Origin of the sequence: Pseudomonas sp. AP42 (genome assembly GCF_001728935.1) — a bacterium.
GTDB classification, from domain to species: domain Bacteria; phylum Pseudomonadota; class Gammaproteobacteria; order Pseudomonadales; family Pseudomonadaceae; genus Aquipseudomonas; species Aquipseudomonas lactis.
Genome location: NZ_LYSO01000011.1, coordinates 87,058 through 108,054, shown reverse-complemented (window position 1 = coordinate 108,054; position 20,997 = coordinate 87,058). Strand labels below are relative to the sequence as shown.

Genomic DNA, 20,997 nt, shown 5'->3' with positions numbered 1-20,997 from the left:
GCTCGCTTCGTGTGGGTTAGTGGCAGCTTTGGCACCGGGGAGGATCTGGTGGGAAGAAGCTGGATTAAGCAGGACAATTCGTGACAAGCCAGGCAAGACGGGGTGTTGCGGGGAGCACCCACTACCGGGCGGCTCAAGATCGGTGCCAAAGAGCTGCAAGATCAAAATCAATCAATCTTGAGCAGTGCGCCAAAATTTTACAGGTTCTTTGGCACCGATAGCGGTGTGACTAAATCCAGCCACCAGCCCATACAACGCGGCCAATGATCCGCAGATCATTCAGCTTCTCCTTGGGCACGATCATATCTTTGTAGGCCTTGTTCTCGCTGATGATGTGGATCGATCCGTCGAACTGACGTTGAAGCCTCTTGGCGTAAAGATGGTCATCCAATTGGATGACGTAGACAGCCTCACCCTCAAGGGTATTGCGGCCATGGTCAATGACAACCGTATCCCCGTCGTTCAATAGCCCGAGCATCGAGTCGCCGTCTACTCGGATAGCGGACAGCCTGGAAGGCTCCAAGCCCTTCTTACGAAGTGAGTAGGCCGTGAAAGCGAGCATAGTCAGTACCTTCGCCCCGTCGTTCCACGATCCATGCCCACCGCTGCAATAGGCGTCGTACAGAGGCACGTAGACATACGCACTCTCGTCAGGTGCCGCCGCAACCATACCCCTCTGTCTATCCCCCTCTCCTGACGCAAGCCACCCAATGTCCACACCTACGGCCTTTGCAATATCAACGCAACGGGCAACCTTCGGTTCCCGGTGCCCCGTCAAGTAGTACTCCAGAGTTCGTCGAGGTATAGCCGTTAAGCGCGAAAGCTCGTCGCCGCTTCCGGCTATCTCCGCGCACTCTCGGATGCGCGCCGCTAGCCCCTCACTCATTTCGCTTTCTCCAAAGGAGAAAACGAAACACTGCCGCAAAAGAAAACGAAATTTCGTATTCCAGTTAAAGCCTTTAAAAACAATGACATAGCTTCACCGCTTACAAAAATGCCGGTTCCGGCAAAGCGAAATGCCGCTTTTCGCTTTACCACCAAGAACAAAGCGGCTATGTTTATGCCGTAAGTGACGTTAGACACCCCAAAAAAACCACCCTTCCCGGTGGTTAAAAATGGACGTATGGCATGAACAAAACCGAAATCCCTCTGAATCCGACCCAACGCTGGGAATGGATCAAGTACCAGCTACGTGCCAAAGGCACTTCGCTGGCTATGTTGGCGCGTGAACTCAACGTCTCTGACACCGCCGTTAAAAACGCTAAACGTACAGCTTACCCACGTATGGAGCGAGCGATTGCGGAGGCTCTGGGCCTTCAGCCAATCGACTTGTGGCCTGAGCGCTGGAACGCCAACGGCACCCCATATCGCATCAGGTCACAACGTGCCGAGAAGAACGCAACTTATAGCCAAGAGCATAACCCAGCTTATGACCTTCGGCACCGTAAAACAGGTACGGAGGGATAAACATGCGCAAAGTCAAAGACGACCGGACGTTAGACATCTTCTCCGTCCCCCAGCCGGTTCTAGCTATACCGGGTAACGGCAACAATGCAGCCCAGGTAAGTGAACTGATCGGCGAGATCCTTAAAGGTTCCGATCTTGACCGCTATGAAATTGCAGCTCGTATGTCTCGACTATCGGGTGACGATGTAAGCAAGCACATGCTTGATGCATGGTCGAGCCCGGCCCGGACTGATCACAACCTGCCGTTCTACAGAGCCCCGCTGTTGGAAGAAGTATGCAGTTGCCACGCGCTGACCAACTGGCTGGCAGAACAACGCGGCGGGCGAATTGCTTATGGTCGTGACGCACTCAATGCGGAGCTGGGGCGGCTGGAACGCCTGCGCGATGATGCCGGACGTAAGGCTCGCGAACTCAAGCGTGCATTGGGTGGCAGCCATGCGTAATTGGTATTCAGCCGGCGAGCTGGCTGGCTTGCCTGGAATGCCAGGTACAGAGCGTGCCATTCAAATACGCGCCAAGCGTGAGCGTTGGGAAGGCCAGCAGCGTCTTGGCAGTAAGGCCATTGAGTACACCCTTTCGGTCCTGCCAAAGGAAACCCAGGCAGCACTTTTGACAGCGACGCTCGTAGAAAACACCGTTGAACCAGTCGCTGAAAAACATGTAATAACAATAGGGCGTGACTCAGAAAAAGCGTCACACTTGAACGACTCACAGTCTTCCGTGATGACGGCGCGCCTTGCGTTCGTGCGTGAAATCGAGCGTATGAGCAAGGTGGTCAGCCAAAACCGCGCCATCCTGACCCTGGTCGCACTGGCAAAAACCGGCGACCTCAGCCCGTACCTGAATGACAGGGTCATCCGCGCTAACGACCGCAAGACCGAAGACCGCACCCTGTCTGAGCGCACGCTCAAGCGTTGGCTGGCGGACTACCGCGCCCACGGCGAAATAGGCCTGGCTCCGGCTCGTCGTCAGAAAGACATGAGCGTTCCGACCTGGGCGCAAGCATTCCTCAAGCACTATCAGCGTCCGCAGAAGCCGAGCGTTGAAGCGGCGTATGAGCAGTTCAAGCAATTGCACCAGGATATCAATGCCAGCGTTTGCCCCAGCATTCACGCGGTACGCCGCTGGCTGAAAAAACTCAGCCCATCGGTGCGTGAGCATGGGCGCATGGGCCCGCACGAACTGAATGCCTTAAAAGCCTATAACCGCCGTCAGGCCGACATGCTCTGGCCGAATGACGTGTGGGTGGCCGACGGTCATACCTTTGACGCCGAAGTGATCAATCCGTTAACGGGGCAGATTTTCCGCCCGGAAATCACCATGGTTATTGATTGGGGCACCCGCCGTATCGTCGGTTTCTCCGTCAACCTGGCTGAGTCAACTTTAGCCACACTGGACACCTTACGTGACGGCGTAAGTCGTTGCGGCATGTACAAGGTGTTTTACGTCGACAACGGCAGCGGTTTTGACAACGCCGTTGTTTACGAGGTCAACGACCGTCTCGGCGGCACTATCACGCACTCGCTGCCCTACAACTCTCAGGCTCGCGGCGTAATTGAGCGCCCTCATAAAACCATCCTGGTTCGGCTCGCCAAGACGTTCGACAGTTACATCGGCGCCGACATGGATAAAGAGGCCGCTACCAAGACCCACAAACTGTCCCGTAAACAGCTCGCCCTGGGTATCGCGCCGACAGTCGTACCTGAATTTTCGGTGTTCTTCGCGGCCCTGCAAGAAGCACTCGATGACTACAACCGCCGCCCACATCGCGGCCTGCCGAAGTTCCGCGACCTTGCGACCATGCGCAAGCGCCACCAAAGCCCAATGGAGTCTTGGAAATCGGCAGAGGCCGAGGGTTGGGAACCATTATTGGCTGACAGCAACATCGTCGAAAGCCTAACCCGGCCGCAGGTCGAGCGCACCGTCCACCGTTGCCAGGTGCAATGGAACAGCGGCACCTACTTCCTTAAAGACCTGGACGGTTTCCACGGGGAACAGGTCCGCGTGGCCTATGACTTCCGCGACGCCAGCCGTGTTTGGGTCCACTCCCTGGAGGGCGATCTGATCGGCGAGGCGCTGCTCGATGGCAACGCCAGCCCAGCCATGCCGAAAACCATGCTGGAAAAGGCCAGCGAGAAACGCGAACGCGGCCAGTTGTCTCGCCTGGTCAAAAAAGCCAAAACCATTACCGGACAAGACGTAGAAATGCGCGTCATTGCTCCGCAGTCGAGCCAGTACGACCTCTCGCCTGAACAGCTCGCCGAGGCCCAGCGTTTCGCCCAATTGGCTGCACCGCAGGCCTCGACCTTCGAATTGCCAACCGACCCAACCGCCCGCTACCGCCTCTGGAACCACATCGACGCCCGTATCACCAGCGGCGAATCGCTGTCGTCAGAAGAAACCCAATGGCATGCCCGTTATCCGCAGCACCCGGACTTCAAATCCATTCAGAAAATGTTCGCGTTCGCCGACCAGGCCCGCGCTTAACCCAAGACCTTTAGGAGTCGCATTATGAGTGTTACCAAAATCGTTCCCCTGACCAATGTCGGCCTCTTATCCGCCGCCATCGGCCGAGCCCACGACCGCCCATCGGGCCTGCCTGGCATGGTGGTGATGTACGGCGCAAGCGGGTTGGGTAAAAGCGTCGGCGCCGCCTTCGCCGCCAACCAACACCGCGCCTATTACGTCGAGTGCCGCGATACCTGGAGCAAAAAGGCTTTCTTACTCGCCATCTTGCGCGAAATGAGCATCCAGCCAGAACGCACTTTGTCGCAGATGGTCGACCAGATCGCCGAGCAGCTTTCCCGCAGTGGTCGCCCGCTGCTGATTGACGACGTGCAATACCTGCTGGAAAAGGCCGTTGCCAACGTATTAACCGATATCTACAACGCCAGCCAAGGGACCATCGTTCTGATTGGTGAAGAACGTGTACCCGCCAGCCTGGCTAAGTTGGAGCGCCTGCATAACCGTGTGCTGGAGTGGGTGCCTGCACAACGTGCCACCCTTGACGACCTGCGCGCCTTGGCCCACGCCAGCTATCCAAGTCTGCGCTTTGCCGATGATCTATTGGAGGATCTGCGGACTAAGGTCGGCGGGTGCCTTCGCCGTGTCGCGGTCAACCTGTACCGGGTGTACAGCGAAACCCAAGCCCAGGCCATCGACAGCATCGACCTTGCAGGTTGGGGCTCACGCGGCTGGTTCACCGGCGAAGCGCCGTCGCGGAGGGCTTGAGGGATGCCTAGAGCAAGAGCAGACCTGGTGATGGTGGGCGGTAAGACCCCACGCCAGCATATTTGGGAAGCCATTCGCGCCGTGAACGCCAGCCCTAAAGAGTTGACGACGTACACCGTTGCGCGCAAATCCAACCAAGATGATGAGGCAGTACGCGCCTACTTCCGGGACATGGAAAAAGCCGGGATTGTCAGCAAGGTACGAAGCATCGGCCGCTTCGATGCCGAATGGAAGCTCCTTAAAGACGAAGGCGTTGAAGCTCCCCGCGTCACCAAAAACGGGAAGGTTTCGAGCTATGCAGGCGGAGCCGAAAACATCTGGCGGGCATTGCGCATCCTCGGTGAATTCACCGCCGCCGAGGCCGCAGCCACCGCCAGCGTTAACGACGTGTCGATCAGTGAGTTTGGTGCTCATGTGTATTTGTCGGGCCTGGCAAAGGCTGGCTACTTGACCCGCAGGGGCGGCACTGCCGGCTTTAAAACCCGCTTCCGCTTGATCCCGTCTCGGTACAGCGGACCTAAACACCCCATCTACCAGCGCGACTTCGACCAGGTCTACGACCCGAACTTGGATCAGGTGGTATGGCGCAAGGCTGACCAGGAGGTGGCCCGATGAACCAGGTCAACCTATCCGCCTGGGGCAACGAGGTGCCGCTGTTCGTGCGTCTGCTCGCTGCCGAAGTTGCTGCCAGCAATAAAACGAAGGCCAGCCAGCGCATCGGCATGAGCCGCACTGCCGTTAGCCTGATCCTTTCCAACCGCTACGCATCGCCTAGCACAGCGGGCGTCGAGCGGCGCGTGATGGAAACCCTGGGACGCATTGAATGTGTCGCCCTGGACGAGACCGTCACCTCTGACCAATGCCAAAGCTACCGCGAAAAACCGGCACCCACCCACAACCCGCAGGCCATGCAGCACTGGCGTGCCTGCCAACACTGCCCAATTAACCCCGACTGCTGCAACCAGGAGAACGCCCATGCTCGCCTCCATTAACCGCACGCAATTGAAAGTTCTGACCCCAACACTGGCAGACCGTCTGCGAGTGTTCAACGCCGCCGCCCGTAGCTTGCAAGCGAACGGTATCCGCGTACTGGCTTTTCACCCGGCCCACAACCTTCTGGTAATCGGCCCCGAAGACGGAAACCGCCTGCTCGGTCGAGCCGACCGCGAAGGCTACATGCGTCACGTATCGGCCGGTAGCACTCGCTACAACGTGCAGTTCCAGGGCGTGACCCTGGAATGGCGCGAACTCATTAGCGCTTCCCGTCCTGGTGACTGGTCGCGACTGACTCTCCACTGAGGAACCTTGCAATGACACAACAACAAATCATTCCCGAAGGCTACCGAGTCGATGCTCAAAAGCGGCTGATCCCGGAAAGCATGATCAAACCTATCGACCTGGAGCGGGATGCCCTGGTACTTGGCCTGGTTGAAAAAGCCCGTGCTGCCAGCGACGTGCTGGCGAAGTTCAAGGCTTCGGCCTTCGGTGATATCGAAGCCTTTGTCGAACTCAGCGCCGAGCAGTACGGCGCCCAGATCGGTGGCAAGAAGGGAAATGTCAGCCTGATCAGCTTCGATGGGCGCTTCAAGATCATGCGTGCCGTCCAGGAAAGCATCGCTTTCGACGAGCGCCTCCAGGCTGCGCGGGCGTTGATTGACGAGTGCCTGCGCGACTGGACCACCGGAGCGCGTCCCGAAGTGGTCACGCTGGTAAATGACGCCTTTCGCACTGACCAAAAAGGCGATATCCGCACAGCCCGCGTCCTGGCGTTGCGCCGTATGGAAATCACCGATGAACGCTGGCAGCGCGCCATGCAAGCCATCGGCGACGCATGCCAGGTTGTCGGCTCCAAGTCCTATATCCGCGTGTATCAGCGTGTCGGCGATACGGACCAATACGAGCCCATCAGCCTTGATATCGCGGGGGTGTGACATGAGCGTGAAACCCTGCCTTTTCCTCGACGTGGCACCAGTAGTCAATGGCATTACTTGGCGCCTCTATTCCTTCAACTACGCCACCGCCGATGGCAACGGCAGCGGCTGGCTGTATGCCCTGTCGTTTGAGCATGCGGCGGCTCGCTTGGCGGAACTCAAGGAGTCCGCTGTTTTGTTTGATGAAGTGTTGGGCTGCACGCCTGACACCGGCCACCAGGAGACCAAGTGATATGGAACTGATCGATATCAAGATCCGTTATAGAACCGGTGCCTATCACGCCTCGGCGCAGGGCGAAAAAGCAAACGCATCATCCAGCATCAGTGCCTTCCTCGCTGGCTCCGCACTGATCAATAAGCTGCATCCAGGCGCCAAGGTTGCAGGGGCAGAGACGATCAGCCTCGAATCTAACAGCAAGCCCGCAGTGCACCGTTTTTCCTACGTCGCAGGCGGTAGCAAGGCCGCGTTGGTCACTGCCTATTGCTTTGCCTCGGGCCAAATCGAGTTCGGCACTGAGGTGCCCGAAGGCGGCATCAGCATTGCTGTCGGCGAGGAAAAGAAGGTTCGCGAGATTGTCGAATTGCACGCCCGCCTGTCCCGCATCGACAACAAAACACTCTATGTACCTGGGGTGCCAGAAGCTGCCAACCAGCGCGAGGGACTGACGGCGTTGGCCCGTTTCATTCAGTGGCTCGCTCGCAGCAACCAGTCAGGCTTTCGAGCATTGGGGGCCTGACATGACCGAGAAATACGTACGTCAGGTCGCCCGCGACTATCACATCACATTCCACACTCAGCGATAGGACGCCTCATGGCCAAGATAACTATCACCCTGGAAGACCGCCGTGACGATAACGGCAAACCTTCGGTCGCCGTCGATATGACAGGTGTACCGACTACCAACCTGGGAACACCTCGCCCGACCGAGGCAGTGCGCATCTTCAACAAGCTGTTTGACCTGGTTGCCAGCGAAAAGATGTTGGGTGCCATTCCTGCCTGTCGCTGGCAACCCACCACCACAACTCTTCAATAAGCGAAACCGCCCTGGTCATCCGGGGTGGTCTGCCAGGCGTGGTTGCCTGGTACTGACGAGCAGCCGAGGAAAAGATGGAACAAGCGGATTGGGATGCGCTGAAAGAGCAGATGACAAGCCCGTGGGGCCACATGAAGCTCAAATGTGATGGGTTTGAGATCAGTCTATCGCAGGAAACTGACCGCACTAAAAAGAGCTGGTCCACGATGATCTATGTGGATGGCTATTTGAAAGGCGTCTGGTTGGATTGTGACCACAAAACCGGCGAACCAAAGCACGAAGAAACTCGCCGTTTTTACCGCAAGGTAACTCGCGCTCTTTATGCAAAGAAGGAAGTCGAGGCCTATCGGAAAGCCTTCGGCAAGCGCAGAGCCACTGAAATGGCAGCGGTCAAGTTCATCACCTATGACTGGTCCTGGAAAAGCTTCAACTCCCTGAAAAAGCACCTGCTGGCCAACAATACCAACATCACCCGAATCCTTGAGAACTAAAGTTATGGACCACAGCAAAGCCCTAGACAAAATCAAGAAGCTACTGCGCCTGGCAGCAAGCGATAACCCGCACGAAGCTGCCGCAGCCATGCGCCAGGCACGCGCCCTGATGGAAAAATACCGCCTGGAAGAGTCGGACATTCAGCTTTCCGAGGTATTCGAATGCGCTGCTCGCAGTGGTTCGAAAATGACGCCGCCTCAATGGGAAGCCAACCTGGTTGGTGCTGTCACTCAAGCCTACGCCTGCAAAGTTTTGTTCATGGCAGGCATTGGCGAATGGCGCTTTATCGGTGAACTGGCAGAGCTGGCGAGCTACACCATGGTTTTACTGCTCCGCCAGGTCCGCCAGTCCCGCCGTGACTTCATCAGCACCCAGTTGAAGCGCTGCAAGCCAGCGACCAAGACCAAGCGCGCCGACGTGTTTTGTGGTGCTTGGGTGTCGGCAGTGCGCCGACAGGTCATGGCGTTTGCTGGCAACGATGAGCCTTCACCAGCAACAACGGCATACATGCTCAAGCACCATTCAGAGACAGAAAAGCTTGATTGCCGCGACCGCAACGCCAACAAGGGCAATGGTATGCGCACCATGACTGACGCTATGCATGGCGTTCTCGCGGCTAGCGATGTGCGTCTCAACCATGGCGTCAACGGCCAGGAACAACTTGCCCTGCATTAAGAAGCGAAACCGCCCCGGCCTGCTGGGGCGGTCTGCCGGACGTGGTTGTCCGGTACTGATGAGCAGCCACCCATGACAGACGAAACACCTAAACAGCGCAAAACCCGCCTGGCACGCGAGCGTAAACGCGCCCAGCGCAAGCGCGAAAGAGACAAGCGCCTAGCCATGGGGGCCAGCAAGCTCAAGATGGAAATCTACAGCGGCACCTATAACGAGCTGGAACAGATCCGCATCGCCGGTAAATTCGACGAAACAGACCATGCGCTCACGATGACCATTCATGGTGTCGCCGCACTGTCCCGAACCGACCCGGCAGCGTTCCAGGTATTGATCAAAGGAGGGAGACAATGAGCACACGAAATCTGCAATTGAGCAAAATCCATATTGCCAAGAAAGACCTCGGCCTGGATGACGAAACCTACCGCGCCTTGCTGGCTCGCGTGGCAGGTGTGCGTTCGGCCAAAGACCTTACGCCACGCCAAACCGGCGCCGTACTAGCCGAATTCGCCCGCTTGGGTTGGGAGCCCGCACAAGTTAAAAAGCAGGGCCGAAAAGCACCGACAGCGGCGCCAGACCGGGCAAAGCTGGTGGGCAAGATAGAGGCATTTCTCGCCGAGGCCAAACGCTCCTGGGCGTATGCCGATGGCATGGCCTTGCGCATGTTCAAGGTTGAGCGGGTGGAATGGCTCGACCCTGGGCAACTGCAAAAAATGGTTGCGGCATTGACCTATGATGCCCGCCGACATGGGAGACCTGAGCGATGAACGAAGAACTGTTCCCGGATGATATCGATCAACTGGACGCCAAAAAGGTATTGGCGAACATGCAAGACCCCACGGTTATATCCCGCTGGGAGGGCTCATTGCGTGAAATGGTAGAAATCGCCGAGGCCAAGCTCCTGGTCGAAATTAAGCCAGGGGTGGAAGCCGCTGAACTGGCCCGACATGTTGTCTTTGCGATTTGCAGTGTGATGGGCGGGGGGCTGATTTATTTTCCTCGCGGGGATGCACTTAAGCGGGCCTTGCGAGACGCCAAAATCTATCGGGACTGGAAAGACAACAATACCCCGATCCCGGACCTGGTCAGCAAATACGATCTTGCGAACCAGACCATTTATGACATCATTCGCCGACAACGGGCTCTGCATCGCAAGAATGAGCCTGACCTATTTGGCTACGACGAAGATCAAGGAAGGAGTGTCCACTGATGACCCAGGTGCAATGGTTTTATGACGACAGCGGTTCTCGCGTAGGACCTGTCACCGAAAGCGATATCAAGGGACTGTTAAAAGTCAGCAAGATTGGCCACGGCACTCTTGTGTGGCGCACCGGTATGGCCGACTGGGTTCCAGTTGAATCGAGCGAGCTAAATATCGAACTAACTAACACTCCACCGCCGTTGAGGAAGGATCGTGTTTCCGATTTGTGGGTATGGTTGTTAGCTGTTTCGCCAATTGCGTGGTTAGCCGTTGATACCAGTGTATTGAATGCAGGATTTGTTGCGATCTGGGTCCTAACCGTTGCACTCTGTGCCTTGGATATAGGCAAGATACGACAGGCGGGCCATCAGGCTCCCGCTATTTGGTGGTGCGTGTTTGTTCCGGGCTATCTTTATTTTCGATCTAAACGTCTAAAGAGCAATTACTCTCCATTGATTGTCTGGACTCTGATTAACGCAGTATTGTTCGTCATACAGCGATAATAAGAACTTAGACACCCAGCCCCGCCATCGAGCGGGGCTTTTTCTTAAACCCCGCTGATACTCACCCCATTCCCACCGTAAGCGAAGCTGGCACCGTTCCCCCAACGGCAGGTTCGCACCATGCATTCCGCTCCCGCTCTTCCCAAAGTTTCCCGGCCTCGATGGCCGCGCCAGTTCGCCCAGCTCATTCTCGCCGCTGGTGATGATGCTGCGCGTGCGGTGTTATGGGCCAAGGTTCCGGCCGACTGGAGGGAGTTGGTGCAACTACATATTGCACAGGCTGACGGCCGCATCGAGCAGCATGTGCGCCAACAAGAGAAATTACGCCCCGCTGTAAGAACTATCACGCCGACCTTCGCCGAGTACCGGGCACCCGTCCATGTACCCGGCAACGCCGTGGTCGCTGCTCAACACCTGGCCGCATTGCGTGCCGCCATCCACTCACCGCGAGTATCCCAATGACTTCCATCGCACCGAAGCGGCGTCCCCGCACGCCCCGTATGACTTTCTGGGCGCTAATCACCATCGCCTTGCTGTTCTGCCTGGCCATCGTCGCCCCGACCAAGCTGCCTGTAGTCCTCTATAAATGTGGCCTGGTCACGCTGGGCTGCGTACTGGGCTACTGGCTGGATCGGGCGCTGTTCCCTTATGCCCGGCCGGACATGGTGCCCAGTTGCGAGCGCTCCATGGCAGGCATTCGCCGCGCTCTGGTCGTGCTGGGCTGCGTCCTCGGCCTGACCTTGGGGCTTTGACATGCACCGCTCTCGTTCTCTTCTATATATAGCTGCGGGTTGCATGGGCGCGCTGGTTACCATGGCCGCAAGCCCTCCGGTCAAGGCCGAGATCCCGGACCAAGCCGAGCGCTACCGCCGTGACCTGACCCGCATTGCCCAGGCCGAATGGGGCCTTGACGCCCCGGTGTCCACCTTCGCCGCACAGATCCACCAGGAAAGCCGCTGGAAGTTCGACGCGAAGTCGCCCGTCGGCGCGCAAGGCCTGGGCCAGGTGATGCCCTCGACCGCCACCTGGCTTGCCGAGCTGTTCCCCAAGGCCCTCGGCAAGGTCGAACCGTACAACCCGGTTTGGTCCATGCAAGCCCTTGTCAGCTATGACCGCTGGCTGGCGAACCGCATCCGGGCGCGGTCCCCCTGCGAACAAGGGGCGCTGATCCTTTCTGCCTACAACGGCGGTTTGGGCTGGGTAATCAAAGATCGCAAGTTGGCATCGGCTAAAGGGGCCGACCCGCTGACCTGGTTCAACTCCGTCGAGCGGTTCAACAACGGCCGTTCGACCGCTGCCTTCAAGGAAAACCGTCAATACCCGCGCTTGATCCTGTTGCGCTGGGAAGCCCTGTACGTCGCAGCCGACTGGGGCCAGGGGGTGTGCCAATGAATGGATTGCTCAACCTAATCAAGCCTGCCACCTGGTACGTGGGCGTCATCGCGGCAGTAGTGATCGGCCTGCACCTCAACTGGCAGGACGGCTATGACCAGGGTTACGCCAAGGCCTTGGGCGAAGGGGAAACAGCTATCGCCAAGCTGCGCCTAGAACATTCCCAGGAACAGCAACGTATCGCCGAGGCAACAGCTAAAGCCGCCAATCAGGCGGTTGAGGATCTGCGCGTTCAGCGGGATCGGGGCGACCTGCTCGCCACCCAGCTCGCCGATGTAAAGGAATCCTTTCGTAAGAATACCGACCAACTCAAGGGAGAGATTGCCCGTGTCACGACCCTGTATCGCCGCACCCTCAAGTCGGCACCTGAGCCTTTGCCTGCTGGCGTGTTCACTGTTGGCTTTGTCCGCGTGTGGAACAACGCCAACGGAATCGGCACCTCAGTGCCTGCCCAGCAAGCCCGACAAGCCGCCAGCGGAATTGCTACGCCGCCCGATGGAGCCGGAGCCGCTGACAGCCTCGACTCAGGCGTCACCCAGCCGCTTGTCCTCGCCAACCAGATTCGCAACGGCGAACTGCACAGTTCCTGCCGGGCTTCACTCAACCGCCTGATCGATTGGATCACTCAATGGAAGTAACTGACTTTGCCAGTCACCTGGAGGCGATCCACAACGAATCCTCCTTGGCGGCACATTTGGCACAACGTGAAGTATTGACCGGTCCTTCGGCCGAGTTCTGCACAGGAGAGGATTGCGATATGCCAATCCCGGAACAACGCCGTGTGGCCATACCAGGTGTGCAGCTTTGCGCGCAGTGCCAAACGCATCGCGAAAAGAGGGGCCGTCGATGACGACGATTGAAATGCCTGCGTGGCAACTGGTGAGTATTGCCGTAACCATCCTCGGCGCTTTCGCTGGACTTGTGAAGGTTATGGTCATGCAAATGGAGCGCCGACTGGATCAGCGCTTTGCAATAACAGACAAGGACAGTGAACGCCTGCGCACGCTGGAAATATCCTTTGAACGGCTGCGCGGTGACATGCCCGTGCACTACGTGCGCCGGGAAGACTACGTGCGCGGCCAAACCGTGATCGAGGCCAAGCTTGATGCGTTGGCCCTCAAGCTAGAAACCGTTCAACTAAAAGGACTGAAGCAATGAACATCGACGCCGCCAAAACGCGCCGGGAATCCCTGCGCTGGTACATCATCAAGACCCTGGACACCTCGCGCCCGGTAGATCCTCATGAGGCTATCGTGCTGTCCACCATTCAGGGCATCTATCCCGACGCCACCACCATGGAACTGCGTCGCGAACTCGACTACCTGGCCGACCGTAGCCTGGTGACGCTGGACAAAAAGCCCAACGGTGTGTGGATCTGCGGCCTGACCCACTACGGAGTCGACATTGCGGAATACACCATCGCCTGCAATCCAGGCGTTGCCCGCCCAGAAAAGTACTGGTGACCCCATGCCCCCGCGCAGCAAGGTTGCGAGTCTGCCTAAGTCGGTAAAAACCTGGTTCGACAAGGCCCTGGTCGAAAACAATTTTAGTGACTATGAAGCCCTGGCCGAAGAACTGGCGAGCCGTGGTTTTTCGATCAGCAAGTCGGCGCTACATCGCTATGGCCAGGACTTTGAGTCCAAGCTCTCGGCTTTGAAGATGGCAAGCGAGCAGGCCCGTGCTGTAGTGGAGGCGGCGCCTGATGAGGAAGGTTCGGTCAACGAGGCACTCATGCGCTTTGTTCAGGAACACCTGTTCAAGATGTTGCTGGCTGGAGATGACAAGTTCGACCCATACAAGATGGCCAAGGCGGTAGCCGAGTTGGGCAAGGTCTCGGTTGTGCAGAAAAAATGGAATGCCGAGTGGAAGGAAAAGGTTGAAACGGCGGCAGCTCGCGTTGATAAAATCGCCCAGAAAGGTGGCCTTACTCAGGCGACGGCCGACGAAATCCGGCGCGAGATCTTGGGGATGGCATCGTGAGCCTGCCCCTTGTCCTGGACAGCACTGCCACCTTGCTTGCCCCGGCAGCGCTGCTCGACTACCAGAAAGAGTGGATTGGCCTCCGTGCCCCGCTCAAGGTGGGCGAGAAGTCCCGGCGTATCGGTCTCACCTGGGCCGAGGCGGCAGACAATGTTCTGGTAGCAGCGTCAGAAAAATCGGCAGGTGGTCAAACCGTCTATTACCTGGGCTACAACCAGGACATGACCGTGGAGTACATTCAGGCCTGCGCCATGTGGGCGCGGGCGTACAACTACGCGGCCGAACAAATAGAAGAAGGCATCTGGCCCGATAGCGACCCCGACAAACACATCAAGACCTATACCATTGGCTTCCCCAGTGGGCACCGTATCGTCGCGCTGACCAGTCGCCCGTCCAACTTGCGGGGCCGTCAGGGTATTGTCGTAATTGATGAAGCCGCGTTCCACCAAGACTTGGCCGAGCTGCTGAAAGCGGCACTGGCCCTGCTAATCTGGGGCGGCGAAGTCCATGTGATTAGCACCCACGATGGCACCGAGAATGCGTTTAATGAGCTGATCAACGACATCCGTGCGGGTAAGCGGAAGGGTGTGCTGTTCCGCTGTCCCTTCCGCCAAGCCGTGGCAGATGGGCTCTATAAGCGCGTCTGCCTACGCAAAGGCATTGAATACAAGCCCGAGGAAGAAGCCGCATGGGTCCAGGACGTTTATGACTTCTATGGCGATGCGGCCGACGAAGAGCTGGACTGCGTACCGTCCCAGGGCGGCGGTGCTTTTCTTAGCCTGGCCCTAGTCGAACAGCGCAGTAACCGCAATGTACCGGTGCTGCGCCTGGCGTATCCGCAGGGTTACGAAACCATCGCCGAACACCTGCGCCTGGCCGAGTCCCTGGAGTGGTGTGAAGAGCATTTGCTCCCGCTGCTTTCGGCGATTCCGCTGGACGTTCAGAGCTTCTATGGCATGGACTTCGGTCGCTCCGGCGACCTCTCGGTCTTCTGGCCATTGCTCAAAGAACAGAATCTGCGCAAACGCACGCCATTTGTGGTCGAGCTGCGTAACGTCCCGTTCAAGCAACAACTCCAGATTAAGTTTTACATCATTCGTCGCTTACCCAACTTCCTCAAAGGCGCCGACGACGCCAGGGGCAACGGCTCGCAACTGTCGGAAGACACTGCCGTCGAGTTCGGCTTCAACCGCATTGAGCGTGTCATGCTCACCGAGGGCTGGTATCGCGACAACATGCCGCCGTTCAAGGCCGCCCTGGAAGACGACAGCTTCTATGACATCCCGGCTGACAAGGACGTGGTTAGCGACGTGCGTGCCTTTCGGATGGTCAAGGGCGTGGCTCGCATCCCCGAAAAGCGGACCAACGAAAAGGGCGAAAAGTCCGGGCCAAAGCGTCACGGCGACGCGGGTATCGCGGCCGTACTGGCCGAATATGCGTCCCGTCAGGATGTTGAGATTTTCGAATATCACCGCGTCCAGCCCGCCGCCCAGCATGATCGTGAGATCAAGCAAGGGGCTGGGTGGCGCTCTCAGAAAGGCATTTGGTAATGGCTCAATCCCGCATCGTCGACCAGTACGGTCATCCGATCCAGTACGACAAACTCACGCAAGAGCTGGCTGCAGCCCGCACCACCGGCATTCGCCAGATCTGGCACCAGTCGGTGGCTAACGGCCTAACGCCCCAGCGCCTGGCGAGTATTTTGCGGGCCGCTGCCGAGGGATCGGCCAATGACTACCTGACCCTTGCCGAAGAAATGGAAGAGCGCGATCTGCATTACGCCTCGGTGTTAGGCACACGCAAGCTGGCAGTGGCTGGATTGTCCGTTCGGGTCGAGGCAGCGAGCGACGATCCCGAGGACGTACGCCGGGCCGATCAGCTCAAGGAGCTGGTTGACTCTCCCGAGTTCGGAGAACTGCAAGCGGACCTGACCGACGCCATGGGCAAAGGCTATGCCGTCTCGGAAATCATGTGGGACCGTAGTGGTAAGACTTGGAATCCTGAGCGTTTTGAGCCCCGCGATCAGCGATTCTTCCAATTTGACCGTGAAACCGGCCGGGAGCTGCGCTTGCTCGATGAGGCTGATCCGATCAATGGTGTTGCCCTGGCACCGTACAAGTTCATTGTGCATCTGCCGCGTATCCGCTCTGGTCTGCCGATCCGGGGCGGTCTGGCGCGTCTCGCGGCTGTTGGATACATGTGCAAAGCCTGGACTTGGAAGGACTGGATGGGCTTTGCTGACATCTTCGGCATGCCGATGCGCGTCGGCCGATACGGCGCAGGTGCGAGCAAGGAAGACATCAGCACCCTGATGTCAGCGGTGGCCAACCTGGGCAGCGATGCAGCAGCAGTGATCCCGGACAGCATGCGCATTGAGTTTACCCAGGCCGCCAATGTGAGCGGTGCCGGGGACTTCTTCAAAGGGCTGGCCGAATGGTGGGATAAACAAGTCAGTAAGGCCGTGGTTGGCCAGACCATGTCCACCGATGACGGCTCCAGCCAAGCCCAGGCAACGATTCATAATGAAGTTCGTATAGACCTGCTGCAAGCCGATGCCAAGGCCGAATCCAACACCTTGAACCGCTACTTTGTGCGGCCCTGGTGCGATCTGAACTTTGCACCTGGTCGTCCGTATCCCAGACTGATCATCGATGTGCCAGAGCCTGAAAATACCAAGATCCTGATCGAGGCACTCGAAAAGCTCGTACCGCTGGGATTGAAAGTCGAGCAGTCGGTTATCCGCGACAAGCTCAATATCCCGGCTCCGGCCGAGGGCGCCGAGCTATTGGGCATCCCGCCGCCTGTGGCCACGCCTGTGCTGGCCCAGGCTACTAACAGCGAGCAAATGCCAGCCAAGCTGGTGGCAATGCCGGACATCGTGGATAACCAGGTGCGGACGCTAGAGCGGACGGCGGGGGGTTATATGGATGACATGGTCGAGCAGATCAAGGAACTGCTCGACACCGTCAGCAGCTTGGAAGAGTTCCGAGATCGGCTGATTGAAGCCTATCCAGCGATGACCACCAACCAATTGGCCGATGCGATTGCTGATGGCCTTGTGGCCGCCAGCCTGGCTGGCCGCGATGATATTCTGAGAGGCCTGTAACCATGGCGCTCTCACACGGCTCCTTGCCATTCAAAGAACAGATCGACTACTTCCGTGGCAAGGTCGACCTACCGACCCGCGCATGGACCGATGCTTACGCCGCTGAACACGACTATGCCTTCGTCGTGGCGGGTGCTGCGAAACGGGATCTGCTGACCGACCTGAGGGGGGCCGTAGAGAAGTCCATCGCCAGTGGCACCACCCTGGAGCAGTTCCGCAAAGACTTTGACCAGGTCGTCGGTAAACACGGCTGGCAGTACAAGGGCGAGCGCGGTTGGCGCACCAATGTTATCTGGGAAACTAACCTGCGCCAGTCGTACAACGCTGGCCGCGAAGCCCAGATGGCCGACCCGGAGCTACGCAAACGCCGTCCCTATGCAGTCTATCGTCATGGCGACAGCGCACACCCACGACCAATGCACCTGTCCTGGAACGGCATCACGTTGCCGCTCGATGACCCATGGTGGGCAACTCATACCCCGCAAAACGGCTGGGGCTGCAAGTGCAAAAAATTCATGCTCTCGGTCAGGGACGTTGAGCGCCAAGGGCTGACGATTGGTCCGGCACCGGCCATTGAATGGGAAGATCGGGTCATTGGCAAGAACAGCCCGAATGGTCCAAGCACCGTGCGAGTACCCAAGGGGATTGATCCCGGCTTTGAATATGCACCTGGTCAATCACGGTTGGCCAACCACGTGCCCCAGCTGGGCACCCGCGACTTGATACCTGCATCGTCAGCCGCTCCGGCACCGACAATAGGTTTACCCAACAAGCAGCCAAGCGGACCTTTACCGCAACCCCGGCAGGTCCCGGCAAAGAGTCTGCTCCCGGCCAAAACACCTGCCCCTCAAGCGGTGATGCAGTTCCTGGGCGAGTTCGGGGCTACCGACACCACCCCAGCAGTGTTCCGTGATGTGACCGGTGATGCCCTGGTCATCGGGCGGGAGATGTTCAGCGATGCCAAAACAGGCGCAATAGCGTTGGCCCAACAAGTCAAGGCTCGCGAGTTGCCATTGTTGGCTGAAGCCATTAAGGCACCTGATGAGATCTGGGCGCGCTTGGAATGGCAGCCAGACCAAGGCAAAGCGGTGTTGCGCCGTCGTTACCTGGCGCACGTCCAGGTCAAAGGGAAGACTGATCCAGCTGTTGCTGTATTCGACCAGGGCGCAGATGGCTGGACCGGCGTTACAGGGTTTGTAGATGACAGTGAGCAGTACCTTGAGGCATTGCGCCTGGGTGTCCTGCTTTACCGACGTACCGAATAGAGAGCAGACATGGCTGGTTCAATGCTTGAGGTATCCGTCGATACAAGCCCAGTAGGCAAAGCTCTGGACGATCTGGTCGAGCGACTGGGCGACCTGACAACGCCGCTCAATGACATCGCGGAATACCTGCACCAATCGACTGATGACCGCTTTCGTCAGCAGGTCGCTCCAGACGGTTCGCCCTGGGCGCCACTTGCCCCCTCGACCCTGGCGCGTAAGAAAGGAGGTCGCATCCTGCGCGACAAGGGCACGCTCCAGGATACATTGCGTCACAACGTCAGCCGCAATGAACTGTCGTTCGGTACAGACCGCGTGTACGGCGCCATCCACCAGTTCGGTGGCAAGGTCCAGCATGCAGCCAGATCACAGCAGGTCTACTTCCGTCAGGGCAAAGATGGCTCAGTGGGCAACCGCTTTGTGAAGAAGAGCAAGTCCAACTTTGCGCAGTGGGTTACCCGTGGTGCTCATGACTCCGAGATCAAGGCAAGACCCTACCTGGGCCTATCATCAGACGACGATATCGAGATACTGGCGATCATCCAGGACTATCTTATGGAACCAATAACAGAGTAACGACGCAGAATCACGTAGGCGCTCTAATAGCGGCTTACAGGTACATCCGCCGCCTGTGGATTAGCTAAACAGCGTTAGACCTGCGTTAGATTCAGTTGTAGCAGTATTGATAACGTCTTCGCGAGACCGCTACCCCCACTCTTTGCGTATAGAATGGGTTGACGTTACATTCCCTCGCAGCCTTCCCCTAAGGCGCAAATTCTTAAACCCCGCTGATACTCACTCATTCCGCCTAGCCGCACAGACTGGCGGCATGAAAACTCAACTCGCCGCTAACTCAGAAATTTACAGCTCCGTCGAGCTTTCCGATGGGAAGGCTCCCGACTGGGTTGAACTTATCCCCGCAGGTCCGACCGTCACCGGTCGCGATGGCCGCGCCTGGCTGTTCGATGACATGGCCTCCGAACTGGTGCAGTCCAATTTCATCAGCCGAGCAATCGATCTGGTCATTGACCGGGAGCACGCCACACAGCTCCGTGCATCCGTTGGCCAGGAAGCCCCAGCCGGTGCCTGGGTCAAACAATTCGAAGTCCGCAATGGCGCTCTGTGGGGCCGCGTTGAATGGACGCCTCGCGGTGCTGCTCAGGTCGAGGCCAAAGAGTATCGCTACCTGTCCCCGGTGTTCGACTACGACCTCGACAACAAACGCATCGTGCGCATGGTCAGCGCGGCGCTGACCAACATCCCCAACCTCATCATGACCGCCCTCAACCAAGAAGCCCCGGAGAACACACCAGTGAAACTTTCAGCTGCGTTTTTGGCACTGCTCGGCCTGCCCGACACCGCCACTGAAGAGCAGGCCATGTCGGCCGCAAGCCAACTCAAAACTACCGCCCAGGCCGCTAACACCGAACAGCCAAATTTGGCGCAGTTCGTCCCGCGTGCGGACTACGACGCCCTGGTCGGCCGTGCCACCAACGCCGAACAGGCGCTGGCCAGCCAGAAGAAGGCCGAGCACGACAAGGAAGTCGATGCGGTCATAACCTCGGCTACCCAGGCCGGAAAAATCACCCCATCCACCGTCGAGTACCACCGCGCCATGTGCCATGACGAAGCGGGCCTGGCGCGGTTCAAAGATTTTGTGACAGCGGCCCCTGTCGTGGCTGCGGCATCTGACCTGGGCAACAGGAACCCGGCGAATACCGGCACAGCCCTCAATGCAGAGGAACAAAAGGTCGCATCGTTGCTGGGTATGAGCGAAGCGGAATTCATCAAGGGCAAGGCGTAACTCCCCCTCTATATAAAGGAAGAGATTCATGATCATTAACGCCAGTGTCTTGAACGCACTGTTTGTTGCGTACAAGGCTGAGTTCCAAAACGCCCAGGCCGCGACACCGACCGACTGGAAACGTATTGCCACGCCTGTCCCGTCCTCATCCGCCAGCAATACCTATGGCTGGCTGGGTCAGTTCCCGACGTTCCGTGAGTGGATCGGCGACCGCGTTCTCAAGAACATGGCAGCGCATGGCTACTCCATCACCAACAAGAAATTTGAATCTTCGGTGGGTGTCCCGCGTGATGCCATCGAAGACGACGAGATCGGCGTTTATAAGCCGCTGTTTGCCGAGATGGGTCGTGCTTCCAGTGCGCACCCGGACGAGCTGGTGTTCGCGCTGCTCAAGGCTGGCTTGACCACGACCTGTTACGACGGTCAGTACTTCTTCGACACCGATCATCCGGTCTACCCATCGACCGATGCGACCGGCACGGCGGTTTCCGTCAGCAACTATCAAGACGGTACAGGCCCGGCCTGGTATCTGCTCGATGTCAGCCGCGCCCTGAAACCCATCATCTTTCAGAACCGCCGCAACTACGATCTGAAAGCGATGACCGCCATGGACGACGAAAGCGTCTTTATGCGCGACGAGTACCGCTATGGCGTTGATGCCCGTGTGAACGTCGGCTTCGGCTTCTGGCAGTTCGCTTACTGCTCTAAAGCCCCGCTGACAGCTGAAAACTACGGCTTGGCCCGTGCTGCCATGAAGAACTTCCAGGCCGATGGCGGTCGCCCTTTGGGCATCAACCCCGGCCTCCTGGTTGTTCCATCCCAACTGGAAGGTGCTGCTCGCAAGATCCTGGTCAAGGATGCGGACAACGGCAACGAATGGGCAGGCACCGCCGAAGTACTTGCACCGGCCTGGCTGGGCTAA

Annotated in this window: 33 protein-coding genes and 2 other RNA genes; 33 read left to right on the top strand and 2 right to left on the bottom strand. The window is 58.1% G+C overall.

Annotated features, from left to right (window positions below):
* Positions 1–229: 229 nt before the first annotated feature.
* Both A7K61_RS06820 and A7K61_RS32260 read right to left on the bottom strand, forming a co-directional pair.
* Positions 230–886: a S24 family peptidase gene (locus tag A7K61_RS06820; protein WP_069557255.1), complete on the bottom strand. Its 657-nt coding sequence runs from the start codon at positions 884–886 to the stop codon at positions 230–232.
* Entirely contained in the window at positions 883–1,083 is a 201-nt protein-coding gene (locus tag A7K61_RS32260) for a hypothetical protein (RefSeq protein ID WP_138739401.1), read from the bottom strand. The genes A7K61_RS06820 and A7K61_RS32260 overlap by 4 nt, the downstream gene beginning before the upstream one ends.
* 45 nt (positions 1,084–1,128) lie before the next feature.
* Here A7K61_RS32260 and A7K61_RS06815 point away from each other — a divergent pair, with 45 nt between their 5' ends.
* The 33 genes from A7K61_RS06815 (at position 1,129) to A7K61_RS06660 (ending at position 20,997) form a co-directional block, all read left to right on the top strand.
* Positions 1,129–1,467, top strand: a complete 339-nt coding sequence (locus tag A7K61_RS06815) for a helix-turn-helix domain-containing protein (protein WP_044269076.1) — start codon at positions 1,129–1,131, stop codon at positions 1,465–1,467.
* A gap of 2 nt (positions 1,468–1,469) precedes the next feature.
* Positions 1,470–1,910, top strand: coding sequence for a hypothetical protein (locus A7K61_RS06810; RefSeq protein WP_044269078.1), 441 nt, complete (start codon positions 1,470–1,472; stop codon positions 1,908–1,910).
* Positions 1,801–3,954 carry a Mu transposase C-terminal domain-containing protein gene (locus A7K61_RS06805; RefSeq protein ID WP_371914718.1) on the top strand — a complete coding sequence of 718 codons (2,154 nt, stop codon included), beginning with the start codon at positions 1,801–1,803 and terminating at the stop codon, positions 3,952–3,954. Before A7K61_RS06810 ends, A7K61_RS06805 begins: the two co-directional genes overlap by 110 nt.
* A 24-nt stretch (positions 3,955–3,978) precedes the next feature.
* Positions 3,979–4,698 carry an AAA family ATPase gene (locus tag A7K61_RS06800; RefSeq protein WP_069557253.1) on the top strand — a complete coding sequence of 240 codons (720 nt, stop codon included), beginning with the start codon at positions 3,979–3,981 and terminating at the stop codon, positions 4,696–4,698.
* A gap of 3 nt (positions 4,699–4,701) precedes the next feature.
* On the top strand, positions 4,702–5,313 hold the full coding sequence (locus tag A7K61_RS06795) for a hypothetical protein (RefSeq protein ID WP_256557716.1): 612 nt from the start codon (positions 4,702–4,704) through the stop codon (positions 5,311–5,313).
* On the top strand, positions 5,310–5,690 hold the full coding sequence (locus tag A7K61_RS06790) for a hypothetical protein (protein ID WP_069557251.1): 381 nt from the start codon (positions 5,310–5,312) through the stop codon (positions 5,688–5,690). The genes A7K61_RS06795 and A7K61_RS06790 overlap by 4 nt, the downstream gene beginning before the upstream one ends.
* Positions 5,674–5,997 carry a hypothetical protein gene (locus A7K61_RS06785; protein ID WP_069557250.1) on the top strand — a complete coding sequence of 108 codons (324 nt, stop codon included), beginning with the start codon at positions 5,674–5,676 and terminating at the stop codon, positions 5,995–5,997. Before A7K61_RS06790 ends, A7K61_RS06785 begins: the two co-directional genes overlap by 17 nt.
* Before the next feature lie 11 nt (positions 5,998–6,008).
* A complete protein-coding gene (locus A7K61_RS06780; RefSeq protein ID WP_069557249.1) occupies positions 6,009–6,629 on the top strand; it encodes a DUF3164 family protein in 621 nt (206 codons plus the stop codon).
* Between the two features lies 1 nt (position 6,630).
* Positions 6,631–6,861 (top strand): hypothetical protein, encoded by a 231-nt coding sequence (locus tag A7K61_RS06775; protein ID WP_069557248.1) that lies wholly within the window; start codon positions 6,631–6,633, stop codon positions 6,859–6,861.
* A gap of 1 nt (position 6,862) precedes the next feature.
* A complete protein-coding gene (locus A7K61_RS33565) occupies positions 6,863–7,366 on the top strand; it encodes a hypothetical protein (protein ID WP_256557715.1) in 504 nt (167 codons plus the stop codon).
* A gap of 75 nt (positions 7,367–7,441) precedes the next feature.
* Positions 7,442–7,663 carry a hypothetical protein gene (locus A7K61_RS06765; RefSeq protein ID WP_069557247.1) on the top strand — a complete coding sequence of 74 codons (222 nt, stop codon included), beginning with the start codon at positions 7,442–7,444 and terminating at the stop codon, positions 7,661–7,663.
* Positions 7,662–7,732, top strand: an RNA gene (locus tag A7K61_RS06760) — hammerhead ribozyme type II. The genes A7K61_RS06765 and A7K61_RS06760 overlap by 2 nt, the downstream gene beginning before the upstream one ends.
* A 5-nt stretch (positions 7,733–7,737) precedes the next feature.
* Positions 7,738–8,154: a hypothetical protein gene (locus A7K61_RS06755; protein WP_069557246.1), complete on the top strand. Its 417-nt coding sequence runs from the start codon at positions 7,738–7,740 to the stop codon at positions 8,152–8,154.
* Positions 8,155–8,158: 4 nt separating this feature from the next.
* A complete protein-coding gene (locus tag A7K61_RS06750; RefSeq protein ID WP_069557245.1) occupies positions 8,159–8,830 on the top strand; it encodes a DUF2786 domain-containing protein in 672 nt (223 codons plus the stop codon).
* A 1-nt stretch (position 8,831) separates the two neighbouring features.
* An RNA gene (locus A7K61_RS06745) (hammerhead ribozyme type II) lies at positions 8,832–8,902 on the top strand.
* Positions 8,903–9,181 carry a hypothetical protein gene (locus A7K61_RS06740; RefSeq protein WP_069557244.1) on the top strand — a complete coding sequence of 93 codons (279 nt, stop codon included), beginning with the start codon at positions 8,903–8,905 and terminating at the stop codon, positions 9,179–9,181.
* Positions 9,178–9,594 (top strand): gp16 family protein, encoded by a 417-nt coding sequence (locus tag A7K61_RS06735; RefSeq protein ID WP_069557243.1) that lies wholly within the window; start codon positions 9,178–9,180, stop codon positions 9,592–9,594. Before A7K61_RS06740 ends, A7K61_RS06735 begins: the two co-directional genes overlap by 4 nt.
* Positions 9,591–10,037, top strand: a complete 447-nt coding sequence (locus A7K61_RS06730; protein ID WP_069557242.1) for a Mor transcription activator family protein — start codon at positions 9,591–9,593, stop codon at positions 10,035–10,037. Before A7K61_RS06735 ends, A7K61_RS06730 begins: the two co-directional genes overlap by 4 nt.
* On the top strand, positions 10,037–10,531 hold the full coding sequence (locus A7K61_RS06725; RefSeq protein WP_069557241.1) for a DUF4339 domain-containing protein: 495 nt from the start codon (positions 10,037–10,039) through the stop codon (positions 10,529–10,531). Before A7K61_RS06730 ends, A7K61_RS06725 begins: the two co-directional genes overlap by 1 nt.
* Positions 10,532–10,651: 120 nt before the next feature.
* A complete protein-coding gene (locus tag A7K61_RS06720; protein WP_069557240.1) occupies positions 10,652–10,993 on the top strand; it encodes a hypothetical protein in 342 nt (113 codons plus the stop codon).
* A gap of 38 nt (positions 10,994–11,031) precedes the next feature.
* Complete coding sequence (locus tag A7K61_RS06715) at positions 11,032–11,283, top strand: putative holin (protein WP_083263058.1); 252 nt, start codon at positions 11,032–11,034, stop codon at positions 11,281–11,283.
* Positions 11,284–11,326: 43 nt separating this feature from the next.
* The gene (locus tag A7K61_RS06710; RefSeq protein WP_069557238.1) at positions 11,327–11,923 is read left to right on the top strand and encodes a transglycosylase SLT domain-containing protein; all 597 of its coding nucleotides are present in this window, start codon (positions 11,327–11,329) and stop codon (positions 11,921–11,923) included.
* Positions 11,920–12,561 (top strand): DNA-packaging protein, encoded by a 642-nt coding sequence (locus tag A7K61_RS32255; RefSeq protein ID WP_069557237.1) that lies wholly within the window; start codon positions 11,920–11,922, stop codon positions 12,559–12,561. The genes A7K61_RS06710 and A7K61_RS32255 overlap by 4 nt, the downstream gene beginning before the upstream one ends.
* Entirely contained in the window at positions 12,552–12,773 is a 222-nt protein-coding gene (locus A7K61_RS34185) for a TraR/DksA C4-type zinc finger protein (RefSeq protein ID WP_010564660.1), read from the top strand. The genes A7K61_RS32255 and A7K61_RS34185 overlap by 10 nt, the downstream gene beginning before the upstream one ends.
* Complete coding sequence (locus tag A7K61_RS06700; RefSeq protein WP_069557236.1) at positions 12,770–13,081, top strand: hypothetical protein; 312 nt, start codon at positions 12,770–12,772, stop codon at positions 13,079–13,081. Before A7K61_RS34185 ends, A7K61_RS06700 begins: the two co-directional genes overlap by 4 nt.
* Entirely contained in the window at positions 13,078–13,386 is a 309-nt protein-coding gene (locus tag A7K61_RS06695; RefSeq protein ID WP_069557235.1) for a hypothetical protein, read from the top strand. Before A7K61_RS06700 ends, A7K61_RS06695 begins: the two co-directional genes overlap by 4 nt.
* A gap of 4 nt (positions 13,387–13,390) precedes the next feature.
* Positions 13,391–13,903 carry a DUF3486 family protein gene (locus tag A7K61_RS06690; protein ID WP_069557234.1) on the top strand — a complete coding sequence of 171 codons (513 nt, stop codon included), beginning with the start codon at positions 13,391–13,393 and terminating at the stop codon, positions 13,901–13,903.
* Positions 13,900–15,453 carry a hypothetical protein gene (locus tag A7K61_RS06685; protein ID WP_069557233.1) on the top strand — a complete coding sequence of 518 codons (1,554 nt, stop codon included), beginning with the start codon at positions 13,900–13,902 and terminating at the stop codon, positions 15,451–15,453. Before A7K61_RS06690 ends, A7K61_RS06685 begins: the two co-directional genes overlap by 4 nt.
* Positions 15,453–17,009 carry a DUF935 domain-containing protein gene (locus A7K61_RS06680; RefSeq protein WP_069557232.1) on the top strand — a complete coding sequence of 519 codons (1,557 nt, stop codon included), beginning with the start codon at positions 15,453–15,455 and terminating at the stop codon, positions 17,007–17,009. Before A7K61_RS06685 ends, A7K61_RS06680 begins: the two co-directional genes overlap by 1 nt.
* A 2-nt stretch (positions 17,010–17,011) precedes the next feature.
* Positions 17,012–18,274 carry a PBECR2 nuclease fold domain-containing protein gene (locus A7K61_RS06675; RefSeq protein ID WP_069557231.1) on the top strand — a complete coding sequence of 421 codons (1,263 nt, stop codon included), beginning with the start codon at positions 17,012–17,014 and terminating at the stop codon, positions 18,272–18,274.
* Between the two features lie 9 nt (positions 18,275–18,283).
* A complete protein-coding gene (locus A7K61_RS06670; protein ID WP_069557230.1) occupies positions 18,284–18,847 on the top strand; it encodes a phage virion morphogenesis protein in 564 nt (187 codons plus the stop codon).
* 253 nt (positions 18,848–19,100) lie between these two features.
* A complete protein-coding gene (locus A7K61_RS06665; RefSeq protein WP_069557229.1) occupies positions 19,101–20,075 on the top strand; it encodes a phage protease in 975 nt (324 codons plus the stop codon).
* Between the two features lie 28 nt (positions 20,076–20,103).
* Positions 20,104–20,997 (top strand): Mu-like prophage major head subunit gpT family protein, encoded by an 894-nt coding sequence (locus A7K61_RS06660; protein ID WP_044269141.1) that lies wholly within the window; start codon positions 20,104–20,106, stop codon positions 20,995–20,997.

What these genes read in the sequence shown, in the direction of transcription:
- A7K61_RS06755 (WP_069557246.1), top strand. Translation starts at nt 7,738, where the DNA reads ATGGAACAAGCGGATTGGGATGCGCTGAAAGAGCAGATGACAAGCCCG.
- A7K61_RS06815 (WP_044269076.1), top strand. Translation starts at nt 1,129, where the DNA reads ATGAACAAAACCGAAATCCCTCTGAATCCGACCCAACGCTGGGAATGG.
- A7K61_RS34185 (WP_010564660.1), top strand. Translation starts at nt 12,552, where the DNA reads ATGGAAGTAACTGACTTTGCCAGTCACCTGGAGGCGATCCACAACGAA.
- A7K61_RS33565 (WP_256557715.1), top strand. Translation starts at nt 6,863, where the DNA reads ATGGAACTGATCGATATCAAGATCCGTTATAGAACCGGTGCCTATCAC.
- A7K61_RS06710 (WP_069557238.1), top strand. Translation starts at nt 11,327, where the DNA reads ATGGGCGCGCTGGTTACCATGGCCGCAAGCCCTCCGGTCAAGGCCGAG.
- A7K61_RS06740 (WP_069557244.1), top strand. Translation starts at nt 8,903, where the DNA reads ATGACAGACGAAACACCTAAACAGCGCAAAACCCGCCTGGCACGCGAG.
- A7K61_RS06735 (WP_069557243.1), top strand. Translation starts at nt 9,178, where the DNA reads ATGAGCACACGAAATCTGCAATTGAGCAAAATCCATATTGCCAAGAAA.
- A7K61_RS06805 (WP_371914718.1), top strand. Translation starts at nt 1,801, where the DNA reads ATGGTCGTGACGCACTCAATGCGGAGCTGGGGCGGCTGGAACGCCTGC.
- A7K61_RS06665 (WP_069557229.1), top strand. Translation starts at nt 19,101, where the DNA reads ATGAAAACTCAACTCGCCGCTAACTCAGAAATTTACAGCTCCGTCGAG.
- A7K61_RS06670 (WP_069557230.1), top strand. Translation starts at nt 18,284, where the DNA reads ATGGCTGGTTCAATGCTTGAGGTATCCGTCGATACAAGCCCAGTAGGC.
- A7K61_RS06660 (WP_044269141.1), top strand. Translation starts at nt 20,104, where the DNA reads ATGATCATTAACGCCAGTGTCTTGAACGCACTGTTTGTTGCGTACAAG.
- A7K61_RS06715 (WP_083263058.1), top strand. Translation starts at nt 11,032, where the DNA reads ATGACTTTCTGGGCGCTAATCACCATCGCCTTGCTGTTCTGCCTGGCC.
- A7K61_RS06795 (WP_256557716.1), top strand. Translation starts at nt 4,702, where the DNA reads ATGCCTAGAGCAAGAGCAGACCTGGTGATGGTGGGCGGTAAGACCCCA.
- A7K61_RS06720 (WP_069557240.1), top strand. Translation starts at nt 10,652, where the DNA reads ATGCATTCCGCTCCCGCTCTTCCCAAAGTTTCCCGGCCTCGATGGCCG.
- A7K61_RS06675 (WP_069557231.1), top strand. Translation starts at nt 17,012, where the DNA reads ATGGCGCTCTCACACGGCTCCTTGCCATTCAAAGAACAGATCGACTAC.
- A7K61_RS06695 (WP_069557235.1), top strand. Translation starts at nt 13,078, where the DNA reads ATGAACATCGACGCCGCCAAAACGCGCCGGGAATCCCTGCGCTGGTAC.
- A7K61_RS06765 (WP_069557247.1), top strand. Translation starts at nt 7,442, where the DNA reads ATGGCCAAGATAACTATCACCCTGGAAGACCGCCGTGACGATAACGGC.
- A7K61_RS06730 (WP_069557242.1), top strand. Translation starts at nt 9,591, where the DNA reads ATGAACGAAGAACTGTTCCCGGATGATATCGATCAACTGGACGCCAAA.
- A7K61_RS06775 (WP_069557248.1), top strand. Translation starts at nt 6,631, where the DNA reads ATGAGCGTGAAACCCTGCCTTTTCCTCGACGTGGCACCAGTAGTCAAT.
- A7K61_RS06750 (WP_069557245.1), top strand. Translation starts at nt 8,159, where the DNA reads ATGGACCACAGCAAAGCCCTAGACAAAATCAAGAAGCTACTGCGCCTG.
- A7K61_RS06800 (WP_069557253.1), top strand. Translation starts at nt 3,979, where the DNA reads ATGAGTGTTACCAAAATCGTTCCCCTGACCAATGTCGGCCTCTTATCC.
- A7K61_RS06700 (WP_069557236.1), top strand. Translation starts at nt 12,770, where the DNA reads ATGACGACGATTGAAATGCCTGCGTGGCAACTGGTGAGTATTGCCGTA.
- A7K61_RS06820 (WP_069557255.1), bottom strand. Translation starts at nt 886, where the DNA reads ATGAGTGAGGGGCTAGCGGCGCGCATCCGAGAGTGCGCGGAGATAGCC.
- A7K61_RS06780 (WP_069557249.1), top strand. Translation starts at nt 6,009, where the DNA reads ATGACACAACAACAAATCATTCCCGAAGGCTACCGAGTCGATGCTCAA.
- A7K61_RS06790 (WP_069557251.1), top strand. Translation starts at nt 5,310, where the DNA reads ATGAACCAGGTCAACCTATCCGCCTGGGGCAACGAGGTGCCGCTGTTC.
- A7K61_RS06680 (WP_069557232.1), top strand. Translation starts at nt 15,453, where the DNA reads ATGGCTCAATCCCGCATCGTCGACCAGTACGGTCATCCGATCCAGTAC.
- A7K61_RS32255 (WP_069557237.1), top strand. Translation starts at nt 11,920, where the DNA reads ATGAATGGATTGCTCAACCTAATCAAGCCTGCCACCTGGTACGTGGGC.
- A7K61_RS06785 (WP_069557250.1), top strand. Translation starts at nt 5,674, where the DNA reads ATGCTCGCCTCCATTAACCGCACGCAATTGAAAGTTCTGACCCCAACA.
- A7K61_RS06725 (WP_069557241.1), top strand. Translation starts at nt 10,037, where the DNA reads ATGACCCAGGTGCAATGGTTTTATGACGACAGCGGTTCTCGCGTAGGA.
- A7K61_RS06690 (WP_069557234.1), top strand. Translation starts at nt 13,391, where the DNA reads ATGCCCCCGCGCAGCAAGGTTGCGAGTCTGCCTAAGTCGGTAAAAACC.
- A7K61_RS06810 (WP_044269078.1), top strand. Translation starts at nt 1,470, where the DNA reads ATGCGCAAAGTCAAAGACGACCGGACGTTAGACATCTTCTCCGTCCCC.